Genomic DNA, 16,556 nt, shown 5'->3' with positions numbered 1-16,556 from the left:
TTTTGTGTACTTGGTTTTTGGGTTACGTAACGAAGGATACGGCAAATCATTTCTTCTTTAGTCATTAGATTCTCCAAAATAATCGAATTGACTCAACAGTCTACCTAATGTATAGAAATCTTGCAATTGCATTCTTGTTTTTCTTTCCTTTTACGACATTACCCTTCCATACCTTTGTATTGAACACCGACAGAAAGCACCATGTTTTTATTATTTAATCCGGCACTCGCTGGAATGTAAGCTTCTTCTCGGGTGGTATTATCCCTCATGTTCATGCCAGCAACTTTATTAGGTACATAGCTAAAAGCGCCTTCAGCAAAGAGTTTAATTTGCGGTCTTACATAGTAACCGGCATTAACCGTAACATTATAAAACTCAAAATTGTGCCCGCCATCATGGAAGGTAAGATCACGCATATAATGCTGATCCACATCTTTTGCCGTGACCCAGCTACTGTATTTAAACAGCGCATTAAGCTCATAGGCGTTCATACGATAATTACCTAATATTCCAATATAAGGAGTACTAAAGGTTTGCTTATAGCCAATCCCCTTCTCACCTTCAGGGAAGCAACCAACATCCGCACCATCATTATAAATGTAACATCCCCCTTTGGCTAAGAAGCTGAATAAAGTTCGTTGGTATCCAACCATAGCGGCAAACTGTACCGATGAGAGTTTAAAAAAGCGTGCTCTAAGATTAAAATCAAATTCATTAGCTTGGCGTAAATCGGTGTCTTTGCTATGCGACCAGTCACTCCAATGTTTTTCGAATGGATTTAACCAATCGTAATCATCCATTACTGCATCGCCCCGGGCTAAAGTTATCCATCCTTGCGCATTAAAATCAAGCCAGGGTAACAATTTGTAATTCCCTTCTCCCTTGATTACTGCAGCACCATTAATTTTCCAATTTAATTGGCTTAACTTTTCAGCCCCTTCATTTTCATACACAAACTCTTGTGATTTTCCGGCTAAATAGCCAATTGATGCATTCACGCTCAGGCGATCACTTAGTGACGTACTGGCTGCGTAAGTAGTGGAGGTTGCTATTGTTAGGGTAGTTAAGGTTAACTTTGACCATTTGCTTTTCATTATTATTATATCCCTTACTTCTTATTTTTCAGGAGCTCCTTTTACCCTATTTAGCAATTTTTTTGAAGTCTAAAACGCCTTATTCTTTGTGAATTACTGCATTTACGACTATTTATGCAAAGATGGCTAGTAAAGCGTAAGTTAGAGGCAAATGGCTCTGCATTAAATCAAAGTGTCACCTTGTCCGGCCTCCAGGATATCGATGCACAAAGAGAATTGTAAATTCCGCGAACAAGTCGCGGGATCTTGATGGTGGAGCAATAGAAGCAACACACATAAGGGAGCGCCATTCGTCACCTACATTGAGTGACAGCGAGTTTTTAACCACCCTATTTTTTAAGCCATTAACCCACCGTCAACGCCAATGAATTGACCAGTAATATAAGGAGCATTGTCCGAAGCCAAGAAAACAATAGTTTTGGCAATTTCATCAGGACGCCCTAAACGTTTTAAAGGAATCTGGTTAATAACTACCTCTTTTACTTCATTGTTCGCTGTAAAGCGGTCAAACATGGCGGTAGCAATTGGCCCTGGGCAAACGGCATTCACGCGTACATTCGCGCCTGCAGCCTCAAGTGCTGCTACTTTAGTAAGGCCTTCAACAGCATGTTTGCTCGCACAATAAATAGAAGCGCCTGGAAAACCTTTTCTGCCGGTAACGGAAGAAATATTAATAATAGAGCCTGAACCTTGGGGGATCATTGCCTGCAATTCATATTTAAGGCAGAAAAGAACACCAACCACATTGGTATCAAACACCGCATGAAAACTCTCCACCGTGCTTTCAACTATTGGCGCATTCTCCCCTTCGATACCCGCATTATTCACCGCGACATCCAAACGGCCAAAACGCTTTATGGTCTGTGCGACTAAGGTCTTAACATCATCTTCGATGCGAACATCAGCACGTACAAACTCAACCTCAGCACCTAGCGCCCTTAACTCGTTTGCCAAAGACTCCCCCTCTTCTTGTCGTCGTCCAGAAATAATAAGATTTGCTCCTTCTTGAGCAAAAGCAAAGGCAGTTGCTCTGCCAATACCTGCAAGAGCCCCAGTAATGAGAACCACTTGTTTGTCCATTTTTGACTCCTTGGTGATCAAGCATCTGCGCGTGCTAATCCTTTTAGTATAGTAAATTGTAGGCTAGCTCTTTAGCTCAAACAACTCCGGAACTATAATAAGTATTAAGAAGTTTTTTATAGGATGATTTGTTTTGCTCCCCAATATTACCACGACCTCGTACCTGCAATTACCGGATAATTTTTATGAAAAAATTGCCCCTACCCCAATTACAAATCCCTCTATGGTGCAATTCAATCACGAATTAGTAGCAACTCTTGGAGAGCCTGATGCTACACCCTATAGCAAAGAAGAAACACTAGCAATTTATGCGGGTAACTGGATCCCCCCGCAGTTGCAAAGCATTGCCTTAGCTTACTCTGGCCACCAATTTGGTCATTTCGTCCCAGTGCTTGGTGATGGGCGTGCGGTTATGTTGGCGGAAATTATTGCCCAAGATGGCACCCGCTGGGATATGCAGTTAAAGGGCTCCGGAAGAACCCGGTTTTCTCGTAATGGAGATGGACGGGCACCACTGTCAGCGGTATTAAGAGAATACATTATTAGTGAAGCAATGCATGCGTTAAAGATTCCCACGACCCGTTGTCTTGCAGCAATTGCCTCTGATGAGAAAATCTATAGGCAAACAGGCTTAGTCCGCGCAGGAGTACTTACTCGGATTGCCACTGGTAGTTTACGTGTAGGGTCCTTTGAATATGCTGCGGCTCAGAAAGATACTCATCTTTTAAAATGTTTAGCTGACTACGCTCTAGAGCGTAATTTTCCAGAATTATTGCAGCAAGATGCGCCTTATGTGGAATTATTTAAAGCGATTGCCGAACGCCAGGCAAGTCTGATGGCTGAATGGATGGGGGTTGGTTTTATCCATGGAGTTATGAATACTGATAACATGGCCATTTCGGGAGAAACCTTGGATTATGGTCCCTGTGCGTTTATGGATGAATTTACTTTTGAGCGGGTATATAGCTCGATTGACACTATAGGCCGGTATGCCTTTGGCCAGCAACCGACTATAGCTCGCTGGAATTTAACCATGCTTCGTTTAACCATGCAGCCCTTGTTTAATGAACAAGAACAGCAAGCGGTAGATGAAATTCTCAACGCATTTCCTGCTCGTTTTCATCATTATTGGAGTGCTAAAGTACGGGCTAAGCTAGGCTTACAAGAGCTTAATCAGCAAACAGTGAAACTCATTGAACTATTTTTTTCCTTGTTACAACAGCATAAGCCTGATTTTACAAATACCTTCCGCTTATTAAGCCTGGCGATTGATTCTTCTGAGCAGCAAAAAAGCTTAATCCAAGTCTTGGGAGGGCAAGCCCAAAGTGAGCAATGGGTTAAAGACTGGTCTCATTACATAAAACAGCAAGTGGGGGATATAGACGTTATAAAAAAGGAAATGAACCAGGTAAATCCTGCTTACATTCCGAGAAATCATTTAGTAGAAAATGCGATTAATCTTTTTATTAGGGACAATGACCGTCGTTTAATGGATGCGCTGTTGACGGTTTTAAAGAGTCCTTACGAACAACAGGCCGATACGCAGTATTTGCAGTCTTTACCACAGCCTGAAGAGCGAATAATACACACTTTTTGTGGAACCTAGGGTTAATACCAGCGAGAGGGATATGTCGCAAGAAACAAAGTGATGAGACACACCAGGAATTCACAGCCTGGAACTCTGGGTTGCTTCACTTTGTTCGCAACGACGGCATCCGAATTAAATTAAAACTATACTTAACTATTTTTCTCATTGCTAGCAATGGAGGGGTCAAGCGTTTTTACATAAAGTACTTCTTTTAATAAAGCGCCCCCCTCATAAAACTCTTCAAATTTAGATGACTCTGAAAGCTTAAAGCCAAGGGCCTCATAAAAATTCCGTGCTTGGCTATTCTCTTCTAATACCCACAGCCCAACCTTTTTATAACCCAATTCAACTAACTCCGCCATTGCAGCCAAACACAACTGGGAGCCTAAGCCCATGCGCCAATAATCGGGATGCAAATAAATAGCACTTATTTCCCCGAACGCACTTTGCGCGCTGTTGCCACGAAAAGCACATATACTTGCAAAACCCACAAGTTGCTGTTCCAGTTCACAAATTAATACCCGAACATTCTGATTGATGAGCGCAGACCACTGTTGGGTTCGCTCACTTAAAGACAAGTTTTTTAAAACCTCTTCAGGAATGAACTCTTTATACATCTTTTGCCAAGAACAAATATGTACTTGAGATATTGCTTCTGCATCCTGTACTTTTGCTATACGGATAGCAGTCTTATTTTTATTCATAATTAATGTCTTTAGGAATTCTTCGGCTATTATCGCTAATTTTTACCGGGTAGGAAATGGTGTTTTTCATTTCCCCGTATTTCAAGTACTTGGAACACGAGGAAAACGTGCATTATTCTTCGACCACACTTAGACACTGCTCACCTTTAGTAACCAGTGTAATCGTCGTATCTTTGGTTAAAACACGAGAGCCACAAGTAATATTTGCACCAACAATCGAATTTTTTCTATAGCCAAAAACATAGGTTCTATTTTTGGAGCCTTTGCCTGTATATGATTTACCAATTGCACCGGAACGCTGTCCATCCACAGAAAAACCAATACCAGCAGCAGTACCTTCTTTAGTTTTTACGGTTATGCGGATACTTTCTTCAGCAACAGCGTGCAGAGAAAACAAAGTAAATATGATGCCACTAAATATTTGGATTGGGTTCCTTATCATAATCTCTCCCTCTGTTTTTCGTTCCAAAAAACACACTTATCCTAATATATAGAACAAGTTAATCGATTTTGCCCAAAACGATATTTTAAATACACTAGCTTTTCTGCCTTCCAAATCCATCATACATGAAACAAATATCTAGGGTAAGGCTTATTTAAATAATTTAGGCGCTGGCAAAATCGATTTAATTACCCCGATAAATTGCATTACGTATACCACAATTATTGCGATCATTGCGCAATTAAAAAGTAAATTAATAATAGGGGCTAAAGGAACATATTCATTCACAAAAAAGAATAAAACTAACATTAAAATAGCCATTAACAACTGGTTAAAGTTCATAATTGCCAATCCTTAGTAGATTGTCGCTACTTTTAGTATAATACGGGTTACATAGCACTACATACTTTTCTGTATTTTTGCTATTAATTCCTTACAAATAGGATATTTAGCTTGATTACAATTCGTGGAGACATTCTTTTTAATCGCCTTTATCTCCGATCAGATAAGGACTTGCGTCACTCCATGGGCAAATTACCGCGATTACGGCGCGGTAATTCATGGTTATCCTTCAGTATGCCTTAGGCAGATTAGAATTCACCGTTACCAAATAACACAGCGAGTTGCATTCACCATAGGACTATTATTAGGGATATTAAACGCCTCTTGGAATTGCGGAATATTTGCCAAACTTCCATTAACGCGATATTTAGCTGGCGGATGGGGATCGGTTGTCACCTGATTCTGCAATTGCTGAGGCCGCATGTTCATTGCCCAAACATGTGCGGTACCCAAAAAGAATTGTTGATCAGGAGTCATGTCATCAATTGTTTTTGCTTTTTTATAAGCATCGGAGTGATGAAACGCTCGGTATGCCAAAGTGATCCCACCTAAATCAGCTGCCGCCTCACCCACAACTAATTTTCCTTGCACATGCAAATCACCATTCACTACATATTGCGAATATTGATCAATAATACATTGAGTTGCCGCTTTGAACTTGGTCAAATCCTCAGGAGTCCACCAATTCTTTAGATTGCCATGACCATCAAATTGAGCTCCTTGGTCATCAAAGCCATGGGTCATTTCATGCCCCATAACAAAACCAATAGCCCCATAATTCACTGCCGCTGGCGCATTAGGATCAAAAAAGGGTGCTTGCAAAATTCCTGCTGGAATATTTAAGTTATTCATTGATGGATCGTAATAAGCATTAATCGTTTGTGGTGTCATACCCCATTCACTGCGATCAATGGGCTTACCAATTTTATTAAGATCACGGTTGACTAAAAATTGATTGGCACGTAACACATTCAACACATAAGGACCACGATCTATCTTCAATGACGAATAATCCCACCATTTAGACGGATAACCAATACGCTCTTCCATTAAGTCTAATTTTTTCAGTGCCGCCTCGCGAGTAGCCGGAGTCATCCAGGCAAGACTCTTAATATCCTCACGCAAGACATAGCGAATATTTTTCAGTATATCTAAAGCTTGTTCTTTTGCTTGCGGTGAGAAATAACGCGCTACATACAACTTGCCAATAGCAAATCCTAAAGCCGCATTTTCAGTACCCACTACTCGTTTCCAACGAGGCAGTATTTTTTCGGTTCCAGTTAAAGCGGTTGCCATCTTAAAGTTTTGCTCGACAAAAGGCTTAGATAAATAAGGTGCGTAATTATCAAGTAAGTGCCAACGTAAATAAGTTTGCCAATCCTGAAGCGGTACACTTTTCAATTGATCATTGAGCGCTGTAAAAAAGCTGGGCATGGCCATATTAATGCTTTTAAGATTTTCTTGCCCTCTAGCTTTAAAATAAGCAGGCCAAGAAAAATTAGGCGTCATTTTCTCTAATTGAGACATATCCATAATATGATACACCGCATGAGGATCACGTTGTTCGACTTGTGACATAGACGCTTGGGCAAGTTTGGTTTCTAATTCCATTACGCGCTGTGCTGCAGCAGCAGCTTTTTCAGGCTTATCGCCCAATAACTCCAACATTTTCGCCACATGCGCCACATACGCATCGCGAATCTGCTTAAATTTAGGTGTATCTTTTAAGTAATAATCTCGATCAGGAAGTCCTAATCCCCCTTGTACGGCGGCAGCAATCATTTCGCTACTGTTTTTATAATCCTGCATACTGCCAAAACCAAAAAATGCATCGACGCCAATCTGATGTAAGTGAGCGATTTCATTTTGTAAGTCTGCTAAATTTTTAATATTTTGAATACGATCAAATTCTGGCTGTAAAGGCGTTATCCCTAATTTGTTAATATTTGCCTCATCCATGCCGCTGAAATAAAAATCACCAACTTTCTGCTCAACACTCCCTGGCTTGGCTTTAGTATTTGCTGCCGCCTTAATCAGCATTTGATGCACAATGTCCTGTACCTTATCATGTACTATATTAAAACTTCCCCAACTTGGGTATTCAGGAGGAATAGGATTATTTTTTTGCCAATTCTTATTTGCATAAGAATAAAAATCTTCAGCCGGTGAGACACCAGGATCTAACCAATCCATATGCAGCCCATCATTCGTTTGTTTTTTTGCGGTATCCATATTCGCGGAAAAAGCAGATGAGGTACATAACAAGGCTAGAGTTAATGCTTTAATTTTGAATGTCATACTACGGCTCCTTTTGCGTCAACTTAGAATTATAGTCTATTGAAGGCGAAGTGCTGAGAAACAAGCTTATTTTTACCCTTGACCTGCTACGGGCGTCGAAAAATAAGCGAATAGCGCAGAGGCTAATCCATAGTCTACTCAGCTCAAATGCAAATTCTAGCTAAAATTGCATTCCAAACTATAATGGCAGTAAGTTTATTATTTCGTTTAAAATAATAAACTTACTCTCTCTATACCTTAGTATCAAGCAAAATTCATCGCTTTAAATCCGATTAATTCGATCTTAATGTACGTCCTGGCTCAATTAGCTCATCCTTATTCAGCGACTGCAAATAGCTAATTAAGCTTTCTTGAGCAGCAATCAGTTTTGTAGCAAAGTCTATTTGTTTTGCTGTAATAAGTTTGGTTGCCATATCGCTTTCTAGCACAGCCACAGGCGCTTGTTGCGGGTCAAAAAACTTTGATAAATTACGCATAGAACCACTTCGTGGAGAGCTTGGTGAGCGGGGTCTACCTTTGCTGATATCAGGCGAAGCTGAGCGAGGACTATTTTGATGCTGTATCACTTTAGCTTTTTTGGCATCCATAAATTGCTGGTGGTATGTTTCTATTTGCTTTTGCATACGATCTATTTTATCAAGCGATAGCGACTCTCGACTTAATAGCAGCTTTTTAATCATAATAGCCTGCATGTCCATTAACTTATCTAAGGCTCTTAATTGTTCTGGAGCATTTTTCGTAACCCCTTTAAATAAATTTATAGGCACCATTTTCGGGGATGAGGTTTGAGAGGACGATGCTTCAGGCTCCGACTGAGGGCTTAATTTATCGAGTTTTTCTCGTATAACTTTTATTTGCAATTCTAATCGGGGTATGAAACTTTCAGTATTGAGATGGCAAATATCTCCAGAGGTAAAAGGAAGTATTTGTAAGGAAGTAATGCCGGTATTTCCGAGCAGATTAATTTCTTGTAACGAAAGATTATGACTTATTCGTTGCAATAGAAACTCTTGCCCTTCGTCACTAAGAAAATTATTAGATAAATCAAGACACGCTAGCATACTAAACGACATAGAAACTAATGAAATTAGGTCAGAGTCCGTAACATTACAATTAACTAACTCAAGTTTTTCTACATTACTTCCACTTCTACTCAAATTCAATAGCACCATCGCAGCATCCAGATGTGGATTATTATTTAGACATAGCGATCTTAATTTTACATATTTAAGTGCAGGCTGTTGCAATAGATTATTATTTAAATCAAGTTCAGTAACGTATTTTAATTGACCTAGCCGCTCTTCATGAAGATCACTAAGCTGGCAATTGCCAAGCGTTAATTTGCCAATGGAAGATAGTTCGTTAAGTGCCCTGACTAAATCATTAACATCATCTTCAGACAATTTTATATTACTAAAATCCAAGGCAATCACCTTCTTTTCAATTTTTATACTTAAAAAATCACGATAATCGTCCCATGTAGTTAAGACCAGCGTTAAGTTTTCAGATAAGTCAGCTTTTTGTGCTTGTGCTGCTACATAAGCATTCATTGCGATTATTGGCATTAGATCCTCCAAGGATTTATGGTCAAAATAAGTATAAAATAGCCATATTTTATACTTTGATTAACTAATGTACAAGTTTAAGAGGCTACGATGATTAAATTTTGACCGAGGTGACTTGGGAGCAATTAGGCTCTTTAAAAACGAATATCAAACAATGTTGAGGAAGATGCAACTTAAAAAGGCCGTCCTGGTTGCAAGCAACCAGGCTACGCTAATTGAATAAGGAGGGTTTTAGGCTTCTACAGGGCGAAACTCATTATGCATTGCAGGTAGATAATCTTCTGCATCAAAAGTAGTATACTCCCACGCGTCTTGTCGTACCATTAACTCACGTAATAATCGGTTATTCAGCTCATGTCCTGATTTATGGCCTTCAAAGGCACCAATTAGGTTTGAACCTAATAAATAAAGATCGCCAATCGCGTCTAAAACCTTATGAGTTACAAATTCAGATTCAAAACGCAGTCCATCTTCATTAAGAACACGGTAATCATCTACTACGATTGCATTATCCAAACTTCCACCTTTAGCTAAATCACACTCACGTAGCTTCTCGTAATCGGAAAGAAAGCCAAAAGTACGCGCACGGCACACTTCTCTAACATAAGAGGTTGTAGAGAAATCAAAGCTTACTTTTTGTGGCTTATCATTGAATGCCGGATGGTCAAAATCAATAGTAAAAGAAATTTTATACCCATTGTATGGGTAAAATTGTACATACTTGCCATTATCTTCTACACGAATGGGCTTAGTGATACGAATGTATTTCTTAGGCGCGTTTTGCTCACGAATACCTGCAGACTGGATTAAAAATACAAATGGTGCGGCACTACCATCCATAATAGGAAGCTCAGGCGCATTAACATCAATGTATGCATTATCAATGCCTAAACCAGCCAAGGCCGAAAGCAAATGCTCTACAGTAGCAATCTTCACCTGGCCATGATGCAATGTAGTACATAACATCGTATCACCAACATGCTCGTAAGATGCAGGGATTTCAACCACTGGCGAAAGATCAACGCGGCGAAAAACAATGCCAGTATTAACAGGAGCAGGTCTCAGGGTTAAAAGCACTTTATCACCTGAATGCAATCCCACGCCAGTAGCCTGGATTACTTTTTTAGGAGTTCTTTGTTTTATCATTCAGTGCTCACCTTGTTCCTATTCCTCATAATATTATTATTTTACGCGCAAAAAACTTCGAGATTTTACCAATAAATTATAAGTTCGTCTATTTTTTTATAAATCGAATAAAACAAAACCCGGGCATTTGCATTACAAACCCCGGGTAAGTCTTATCTACAACCGTAATGCTTACTACGCTTCTTCTTGGCGACGCAAGAAAGCAGGTATATCTAGATAATCAACATCAGGGACATGATCACCATTTGCTTTCATTGTGGAAGACGCTGCGGTTGAACCTTGCTTACGTACTACCGCTGGACGGTCTAACTCTTGGTAGTCAAATGAACCATCACTTCTCATTGACTCAATTAAACGCGCGCGATACGCTTGTTGTGGTTGAGCTTGCTGATGACGTTGTCTTCCATCACCCAAACCAGTAACAATTACAGTAACTCGCATTTCATCAGTCATATCTGGATCAATTACCGTACCAACTACCACAGTAGCATCATCAGAAATAAATTCTTTAACAACATCGCCAACCTCTTCAAACTCACCGATTGACATATCGAGGCCTGCAGTAATATTCACCAGGATTCCACGGGCACCTGAGAAATTCACATCTTCTAGTAACGGCGAAGCAATTGCAGCTTCCGCGGCTTGACGAGCTCGTTGCTCACCTACCGCACTACCGGTTCCCATCATCGCCATACCCATTTCGGACATTACTGTACGCACGTCCGCGAAGTCGACGTTAATTAAACCTGGACGCGTAATCAGGTCAGAAATCCCTTTTACAGCTCCAAGCAGTACATTATTAGCTGCTTTAAATGCATTCAATAAACTAATATTCTTACCTAAAACGCTGAGCAACTTATTGTTAGGTATGGTAATTAGTGAATCGACATGTTCTGCAAGACGACGAATTCCGTCTTCTGCAGCCATGGCTCGTTGCTTACCCTCAAATGAAAAAGGCTTGGTTACAATCGCAACCGTTAAAATTCCTAATTCTTTGGCAATTTCTGCAAACACAGGAGCAGCACCCGTTCCAGTACCACCGCCCATTCCGGCAGTAATAAATACCATATCAGCGCCTGTAAGCATTTCACGAATTAATTCGCGGTCCTCTTCAGCGGCTTCACGGCCAATTTGTGGGTTCGCCCCAGCACCTAAGCCTTTAGTTAATTCATCACCCAACTGAATGTGAATTTTTGCATTAGAGGCTCTTAGCGCTTGAGCATCTGTATTTGCACAGATAAACTCAACGCCATCAATCTTTTCAGCAACCATGTGCTCGACCGCATTACCACCGCCGCCTCCGACGCCAACTACCTTAATGACTGCATTACTATCTTGTAGTTGGCCTTCCATTAATTCAAACATAACCGTGCTCCCCATACGTTTATTCTGTAATCGTAACTAGTAAAAATTTCCTCTTCCGCTCTCTTAATTGGTAAAGCGTTTCCAGTTACATGTATCTTAAAAATTTCCTTGAAACCATTCTTTCATACGCAACCACAAGCCCTTAGAGTTTTCACTCATTGCCGGAACATTATAGCGTGCATCGTATTGTTGCTGGTATCCGTGCAACAGCAAACCTACACCCGTAGCAAACGCAGGATTTTCAGTAACTTCAGCCAAGCCAGATACGTGTTGTGCATAGCCTTTGCGCACTGGCGTTTCAAAACAAAGTTCAGCCAGTTCAATCGCGCCGTGTACATTCGCTGCACCACCAGTAATTACAATACCAGCTGCCATGCGATCTTCAAAACCGCTGCGACGCAACTCATTGCGCACTAAAGTAAATAATTCTTCATATCGTGCGGAAACAACATCAGCTAATGCTTTTGCTGAAATTTTTCTTCCTGGTCGCTCATTAACACTGGCAACTTCCAACATTTGGGTTGGATTTGCTAATTCAGGTAATGCACAGCCATGAGTTAATTTGATTGCTTCTGCTGCTTTAGTTGGTGTACGTAAAGCCATTGCAATGTCATTAGTTACTTGATCACCAGCAATCGGAATTACTGCCGTATGCTGAATTGCACCTTCACAAAATACAGCAATGTCGGTAGTCCCCGCACCGATATCTATCAAGCAAACACCTAGGTCTTTCTCATCCTCAGTAAGCACTGCGTGACTTGAAGCCAACTGTTCAAGGATAATATCACTCACATCTAAGCCACAGCGACGAACACATTTAACAATGTTTTGTGCCGCACTCACCGAACCAGTCACTAAATGTACTCGTGACTCAAGACGTACACCCGCCATACCAACAGGCTCACGAATGCTGCCTTGATAATCGATAATGAATTCTTGTGGTAGGATGTGCAGAATTTTTTGATCCGCGGGAATCGCAACGGCCTTTGCCGCTTCAATCACGCGCTCCACATCGGCTTGTGATACTTCTTTTTCACGAATGGCAACGATCCCATGTGAATTTAAACTGCGTATGTGACTGCCAGCAATCCCAGCATAAACTGTTCTGACTTCGCAATTGGCCATTAACTCAGCTTCTTGTACTGCTCGCTGAATCGAATTAACGGTGGCCTCTATGTCAACAACTACACCGCGTTTTAAACCACGGGAAGGATGACGACCAATCCCAATTACTTCAATTGTTCCATCGGAGGATACTTCACCTATCAGTGCATTAATTTTTGAGGTGCCTATATCCAAGCCAGTGATAATATTTTTTTCTATTTTCTTAGCCATTATCGTTCCGTTTGTTGTTTCCACTGCACTGCCATACCACGTGGATAGCGTAAGTCTACACTTGCCAGCTGCTCGATCTTTTGAGCAAATACAGCTGGATAGGCCTTACAAAATCGCAGCAATCGTGCGTCTAACTCGTTCTTTCCTAAGTATATTTTTATGTTACTTCCTATTAATAATACCCAAGATTGGTTATCTCTTAAATGCAGTCCAGTAGCATTCACTCCGTACATTGATAATATCTTACTCAATTTTTCATAAACTTGTAAGACTTCTAGTTGCTGAGATGATGGTCCTTTTAACTTGGGTAGACTTAAATCGCCAATATCTGAGCCTTCATTAAATAACCGGCCATCGCTAGTCATTAGTGATTTACCCCAAATGGCAACTGGTTTCTTTTCGATTAGCCTGATTTTTAACGTATCTGGCCAAACGCGTTCAACTATTGCCCTATCTACCCACGTCATTTCATTCAGCTCGCTTTGCAATGCCCGTGCAGGCAATGCAAAGAAACTATCTCCTACATATTTAGCTAAAACATCCTCTAACTCTTTATGAGTCACATGTTCATAACTTGCCGCCACTTTAATCGTAGTTATCGGAAAATACTCTGGATCAGATAGGTACCAATAGCCCAGGCGACTTGCCAATATTACCGCGCAGAGAATTAACCCCCACAACAGGCAAATATAACGTAAGCTTCCAGACTCATTGCTCCTATTCGTACTCATTGCACTCACAGATAATTAGTTACTAAATGTTCACGACAATTTTGATGAACCTGGGCAATACGAATCAGTTCATCAAGTAAATCAGGATAAGCTAAACCGCTGGCCTGCCATAACTTTGGATACATGCTTATGGAGGTAAAACCCGGCAAGGTATTAATTTCATTAAAATAAATAGTTTCTGTTTTATCATTCACAAAGAAATCTACACGTGCCATACCTTTGCATTTTAAACGGGTAAAAACATCTGCAGAAGCTTGCTTTAATCGCTCAGCAAGAGCTGGGCTTAAAGGAGCTGGAATAATTAAATCAGTTTGATTACTCTCAAGGTATTTTGCCGAATAAGAGTAAAAACCATCAGGATGATGTACGCAAATTTCACCTGCCATACTTACTCTTGGAGCCGCAGAGGGGTCTAGGCTTTCGAGTACAGATAATTCGATTTCACGCCCTTCAATGAACGATTCTACTAAAATTTCTTCATCGTAGCGCAAAGCATCATCCACTGCAGCCAATAATTCGCTCATATTTTTAGCTTTATGGATGCCCACACTGGAACCCATAGAGCATGGCTTCACAAATAATGGCCAACCAAATTCGCTGGAAACTTCTTGGCAGAAACGTTGTCGTTCTGCAGAGGGCGCATGCCAGGATAAAAGCTTGTAGCGCGCGGATTGCAAACCATCAATACAAGCCACACGGCGTGTCATGTCTTTGTCCATGCCAATCGCGGAGGGTAAAACATCACATCCAACATAGGCGATCCCCGCCAGTTCCAAGATACCTTGTAAACAACCATCTTCATACAAGGGACCGTGTACTACAGGAAACACTACTTCGGCATCCACAGCAAAATGTCCATCAATTAATAAGCTTGCTAAAGGCTTAGAATGCTCGGTAACTACTGGAAGCTTGTCTTTATAAGCCAATAGATCTTCATATTGATGCACATGAAAAAATCCCTCTTTATCCATGGCAATCGGGATAATATGATATTTTTCGGCATCCAAATGAGTTAAAACAGATGCAGCCGAAACTAATGAAACTTCATGCTCTCCGGATTTTCCACCATAAAGCAGTGCCAGGTTGATTGGCTTAGACATTAAGCGTCTCCAATAATATGAACTTCGCGCACCAACTCAATAGTTGTTTGCTCACGAACTTTAGTTTGCACCAAATGAATCAATGCTTCAATATCAGCTACAGCAGCTGAACCCTGAGGTTTGATAATAAAGTTGGCATGTTTCCGAGAAACCATTGCCCCCAAACTAAATCCTTTTAGCCAGCAAATTACGTAAAAAACAAAGCCAAATCAGTAGTATTTGCCGGCTTATCCAGCTTGACGGCTGTCCCGCCACTACGCCGGCGGTGTATTCTGCCAAAGATTCATTCTAAAGCAAAGTGCCTTTAGATTCTGCAACTCGCTTACACTCTTTTTCAGTACTACTCATCATCGCTTTTTACAGTTCTTCTTTCATCAGGTTCACTGCAATTTGACCAATATTCCCAGCGCCTTGCATTAGAATAACATCACCATCTTGGATAAATTCATCCAGCATAGCCTTAAGCGAGCGCTCATTCACTAAAGTCACATTTTTTTCAGAGCTTTCGATTTTTTGCGCTAAGCTTTCACTGCTAATTCCAGGAATAGCTGCTTCACCAGCAGAATAAATATCAAATAAAAATAATTTATCTGACAATTTTAATACATCGACAAATTGATCATGCAAAGACTGTGTTCTTGAATAACGATGAGGCTGGAACACATGCACTAAACGTTTATTCGGCCACACACGGCGAAATGCGTCAATGGTTGATAAAATTTCTTGGGGATGATGACCATAATCATCAACGATCAATGCTGAACCACGCTCAAAATGCTTTTCACCCAACATTTGAAAACGACGCCCTACTCCTTGGAACTTAGCAAGAGCACTCTTAATGGCTGCATCGTCAACACCTAATTCAGTTGCAATGGCAATAGCTGCTAGAGCATTTAATACATTATGACGTCCTGGATATTGGAAGCGAATATTGAGCACGGCATGGGGTGCAGGGCGAATTACTGTAAATTCACTAATTAATTCATTCTGAGTCCAATCAACGGCGCGATAATGAGCATCATCACTAAATCCATAAGTTAAGGTAGGACGTTCAATTTGGGGTACGATACCTCGAACCTCAGGATCATCCACGCATACTACGGCAAGACCATAGAATGGTAAATGATGTAAGAATTCCAGGAATGTGGTTCTCAACTTATCAAAATTATCATCATAGGTGCTCATGTGATCAGCATCAATATTGGTGACAATTGCCATCATAGGCTTGAGGAATAAAAATGAGGCATCGCTCTCGTCAGCTTCAACAACGAAATAAGGTGACTGGCCCAGCTTGGCATTCACCCCTGCGCTATTTAATTTACCGCCAATAACGAAGCTGGGATCTAAGCCCCCTTCTGCCAATAAGCTACTGACCAAACTCGTGGTGGTTGTCTTACCGTGCGTTCCGGCCACCGCAATGCCATGACGAAAACGCATTAATTCTGCCAACATTGCCGCACGGGGTATGACCGGAATCATCTGTTCGCGCGCTGCTGCAACTTCAGGATTATCCATACCTACGGCGGAGGAGCGTACAACAACATCAGCCCCTTGAATATGCTCTGCCTCATGGCCCAGATAAACCGGAATGCCTAAAGATTTTAATCGTTGTACCGTGCTGCTTTCACCTGCATCAGAGCCAGTGATGCGATATCCCTGATTATGTAAGACCTCAGCAATACCACACATACCCACACCACCAATTCCAACAAAATGAATTTGTTCAACACGCCCCATCCTTGGAGATATAAATGGTCCTGAATAAC

General features: G+C 40.9%; 14 protein-coding genes and 1 pseudogene. 1 reads left to right on the top strand and 14 read right to left on the bottom strand.

Annotation, left to right across the window (positions count from 1 at the left end; all coding sequences use genetic code 11):
- Positions 1–158: 158 nt before the first annotated feature.
- Both ACD661_RS10475 and ACD661_RS10470 read right to left on the bottom strand, forming a co-directional pair.
- Positions 159–1,094, bottom strand: coding sequence for an omptin family outer membrane protease (locus tag ACD661_RS10475; protein WP_400187805.1), 936 nt, complete (start codon positions 1,092–1,094; stop codon positions 159–161).
- A gap of 336 nt (positions 1,095–1,430) precedes the next feature.
- On the bottom strand, positions 1,431–2,174 hold the full coding sequence (locus tag ACD661_RS10470; protein WP_400187804.1) for an SDR family NAD(P)-dependent oxidoreductase: 744 nt from the start codon (positions 2,172–2,174) through the stop codon (positions 1,431–1,433).
- A gap of 133 nt (positions 2,175–2,307) precedes the next feature.
- On the opposite strand from ACD661_RS10470, the gene ACD661_RS10465 reads away from it, so the two are divergent.
- Positions 2,308–3,780: a protein adenylyltransferase SelO gene (locus tag ACD661_RS10465; RefSeq protein ID WP_400187803.1), complete on the top strand. Its 1,473-nt coding sequence runs from the start codon at positions 2,308–2,310 to the stop codon at positions 3,778–3,780.
- 131 nt (positions 3,781–3,911) lie between these two features.
- On the opposite strand, the gene ACD661_RS10460 is transcribed toward ACD661_RS10465, so the two are convergent.
- From ACD661_RS10460 to murC, 12 genes and pseudogenes are all read right to left on the bottom strand, one after another.
- Positions 3,912–4,466: a GNAT family N-acetyltransferase gene (locus ACD661_RS10460; RefSeq protein ID WP_400187802.1), complete on the bottom strand. Its 555-nt coding sequence runs from the start codon at positions 4,464–4,466 to the stop codon at positions 3,912–3,914.
- A gap of 112 nt (positions 4,467–4,578) precedes the next feature.
- On the bottom strand, positions 4,579–4,908 hold the full coding sequence (locus ACD661_RS10455) for a hypothetical protein (protein WP_400187801.1): 330 nt from the start codon (positions 4,906–4,908) through the stop codon (positions 4,579–4,581).
- Positions 4,909–5,058: 150 nt separating this feature from the next.
- The gene (locus ACD661_RS10450; protein ID WP_400187800.1) at positions 5,059–5,250 is read right to left on the bottom strand and encodes a hypothetical protein; all 192 of its coding nucleotides are present in this window, start codon (positions 5,248–5,250) and stop codon (positions 5,059–5,061) included.
- Between the two features lie 261 nt (positions 5,251–5,511).
- Complete coding sequence (locus ACD661_RS10445; RefSeq protein WP_400187799.1) at positions 5,512–7,548, bottom strand: M13 family metallopeptidase; 2,037 nt, start codon at positions 7,546–7,548, stop codon at positions 5,512–5,514.
- A 272-nt stretch (positions 7,549–7,820) separates the two neighbouring features.
- Complete coding sequence (locus ACD661_RS10440) at positions 7,821–9,113, bottom strand: leucine-rich repeat domain-containing protein (RefSeq protein ID WP_400187798.1); 1,293 nt, start codon at positions 9,111–9,113, stop codon at positions 7,821–7,823.
- Positions 9,114–9,344: 231 nt separating this feature from the next.
- Positions 9,345–10,259 carry a UDP-3-O-acyl-N-acetylglucosamine deacetylase gene (lpxC, locus tag ACD661_RS10435; RefSeq protein ID WP_400187797.1) on the bottom strand — a complete coding sequence of 305 codons (915 nt, stop codon included), beginning with the start codon at positions 10,257–10,259 and terminating at the stop codon, positions 9,345–9,347.
- A gap of 174 nt (positions 10,260–10,433) precedes the next feature.
- A complete protein-coding gene (gene ftsZ, locus ACD661_RS10430) occupies positions 10,434–11,624 on the bottom strand; it encodes a cell division protein FtsZ (protein ID WP_400187796.1) in 1,191 nt (396 codons plus the stop codon).
- A 96-nt stretch (positions 11,625–11,720) separates the two neighbouring features.
- Positions 11,721–12,959, bottom strand: a complete 1,239-nt coding sequence (gene ftsA / locus ACD661_RS10425) for a cell division protein FtsA (RefSeq protein WP_400187795.1) — start codon at positions 12,957–12,959, stop codon at positions 11,721–11,723.
- The gene (locus ACD661_RS10420) at positions 12,959–13,690 is read right to left on the bottom strand and encodes a cell division protein FtsQ/DivIB (RefSeq protein ID WP_400187794.1); all 732 of its coding nucleotides are present in this window, start codon (positions 13,688–13,690) and stop codon (positions 12,959–12,961) included. Before ACD661_RS10420 ends, ftsA begins: the two co-directional genes overlap by 1 nt.
- A gap of 5 nt (positions 13,691–13,695) precedes the next feature.
- Positions 13,696–14,790: a D-alanine--D-alanine ligase family protein gene (locus tag ACD661_RS10415; protein ID WP_400187793.1), complete on the bottom strand. Its 1,095-nt coding sequence runs from the start codon at positions 14,788–14,790 to the stop codon at positions 13,696–13,698.
- A pseudogene (locus ACD661_RS10410) lies at positions 14,790–14,975 on the bottom strand (UDP-N-acetylmuramate dehydrogenase); the annotation flags it as partial. The gene ACD661_RS10415 and the pseudogene ACD661_RS10410, both read right to left, overlap by 1 nt.
- 172 nt (positions 14,976–15,147) lie before the next feature.
- The gene (gene murC / locus ACD661_RS10405) at positions 15,148–16,527 is read right to left on the bottom strand and encodes a UDP-N-acetylmuramate--L-alanine ligase (protein WP_400187901.1); all 1,380 of its coding nucleotides are present in this window, start codon (positions 16,525–16,527) and stop codon (positions 15,148–15,150) included.
- Positions 16,528–16,556 lie beyond the last annotated feature (29 nt).

The organism is Legionella lytica (assembly GCF_044626755.1).
In the GTDB taxonomy this organism is placed as follows: Bacteria; Pseudomonadota; Gammaproteobacteria; order Legionellales; family Legionellaceae; genus Legionella; species Legionella lytica_A.
This window is presented reverse-complemented; position numbering and strand designations above follow the sequence as displayed.

What these genes read in the sequence shown, in the direction of transcription:
- ACD661_RS10475 (WP_400187805.1), bottom strand. Translation starts at nt 1,094, where the DNA reads ATGAAAAGCAAATGGTCAAAGTTAACCTTAACTACCCTAACAATAGCA.
- ACD661_RS10445 (WP_400187799.1), bottom strand. Translation starts at nt 7,548, where the DNA reads ATGACATTCAAAATTAAAGCATTAACTCTAGCCTTGTTATGTACCTCA.
- ACD661_RS10420 (WP_400187794.1), bottom strand. Translation starts at nt 13,690, where the DNA reads ATGAGTACGAATAGGAGCAATGAGTCTGGAAGCTTACGTTATATTTGC.
- ftsZ (WP_400187796.1), bottom strand. Translation starts at nt 11,624, where the DNA reads ATGTTTGAATTAATGGAAGGCCAACTACAAGATAGTAATGCAGTCATT.
- ACD661_RS10460 (WP_400187802.1), bottom strand. Translation starts at nt 4,466, where the DNA reads ATGAATAAAAATAAGACTGCTATCCGTATAGCAAAAGTACAGGATGCA.
- ACD661_RS10455 (WP_400187801.1), bottom strand. Translation starts at nt 4,908, where the DNA reads ATGATAAGGAACCCAATCCAAATATTTAGTGGCATCATATTTACTTTG.
- ACD661_RS10470 (WP_400187804.1), bottom strand. Translation starts at nt 2,174, where the DNA reads ATGGACAAACAAGTGGTTCTCATTACTGGGGCTCTTGCAGGTATTGGC.
- ACD661_RS10440 (WP_400187798.1), bottom strand. Translation starts at nt 9,113, where the DNA reads ATGCCAATAATCGCAATGAATGCTTATGTAGCAGCACAAGCACAAAAA.
- ACD661_RS10450 (WP_400187800.1), bottom strand. Translation starts at nt 5,250, where the DNA reads ATGAACTTTAACCAGTTGTTAATGGCTATTTTAATGTTAGTTTTATTC.
- ftsA (WP_400187795.1), bottom strand. Translation starts at nt 12,959, where the DNA reads ATGGCTAAGAAAATAGAAAAAAATATTATCACTGGCTTGGATATAGGC.
- ACD661_RS10415 (WP_400187793.1), bottom strand. Translation starts at nt 14,790, where the DNA reads ATGTCTAAGCCAATCAACCTGGCACTGCTTTATGGTGGAAAATCCGGA.
- lpxC (WP_400187797.1), bottom strand. Translation starts at nt 10,259, where the DNA reads ATGATAAAACAAAGAACTCCTAAAAAAGTAATCCAGGCTACTGGCGTG.
- murC (WP_400187901.1), bottom strand. Translation starts at nt 16,527, where the DNA reads ATGGGGCGTGTTGAACAAATTCATTTTGTTGGAATTGGTGGTGTGGGT.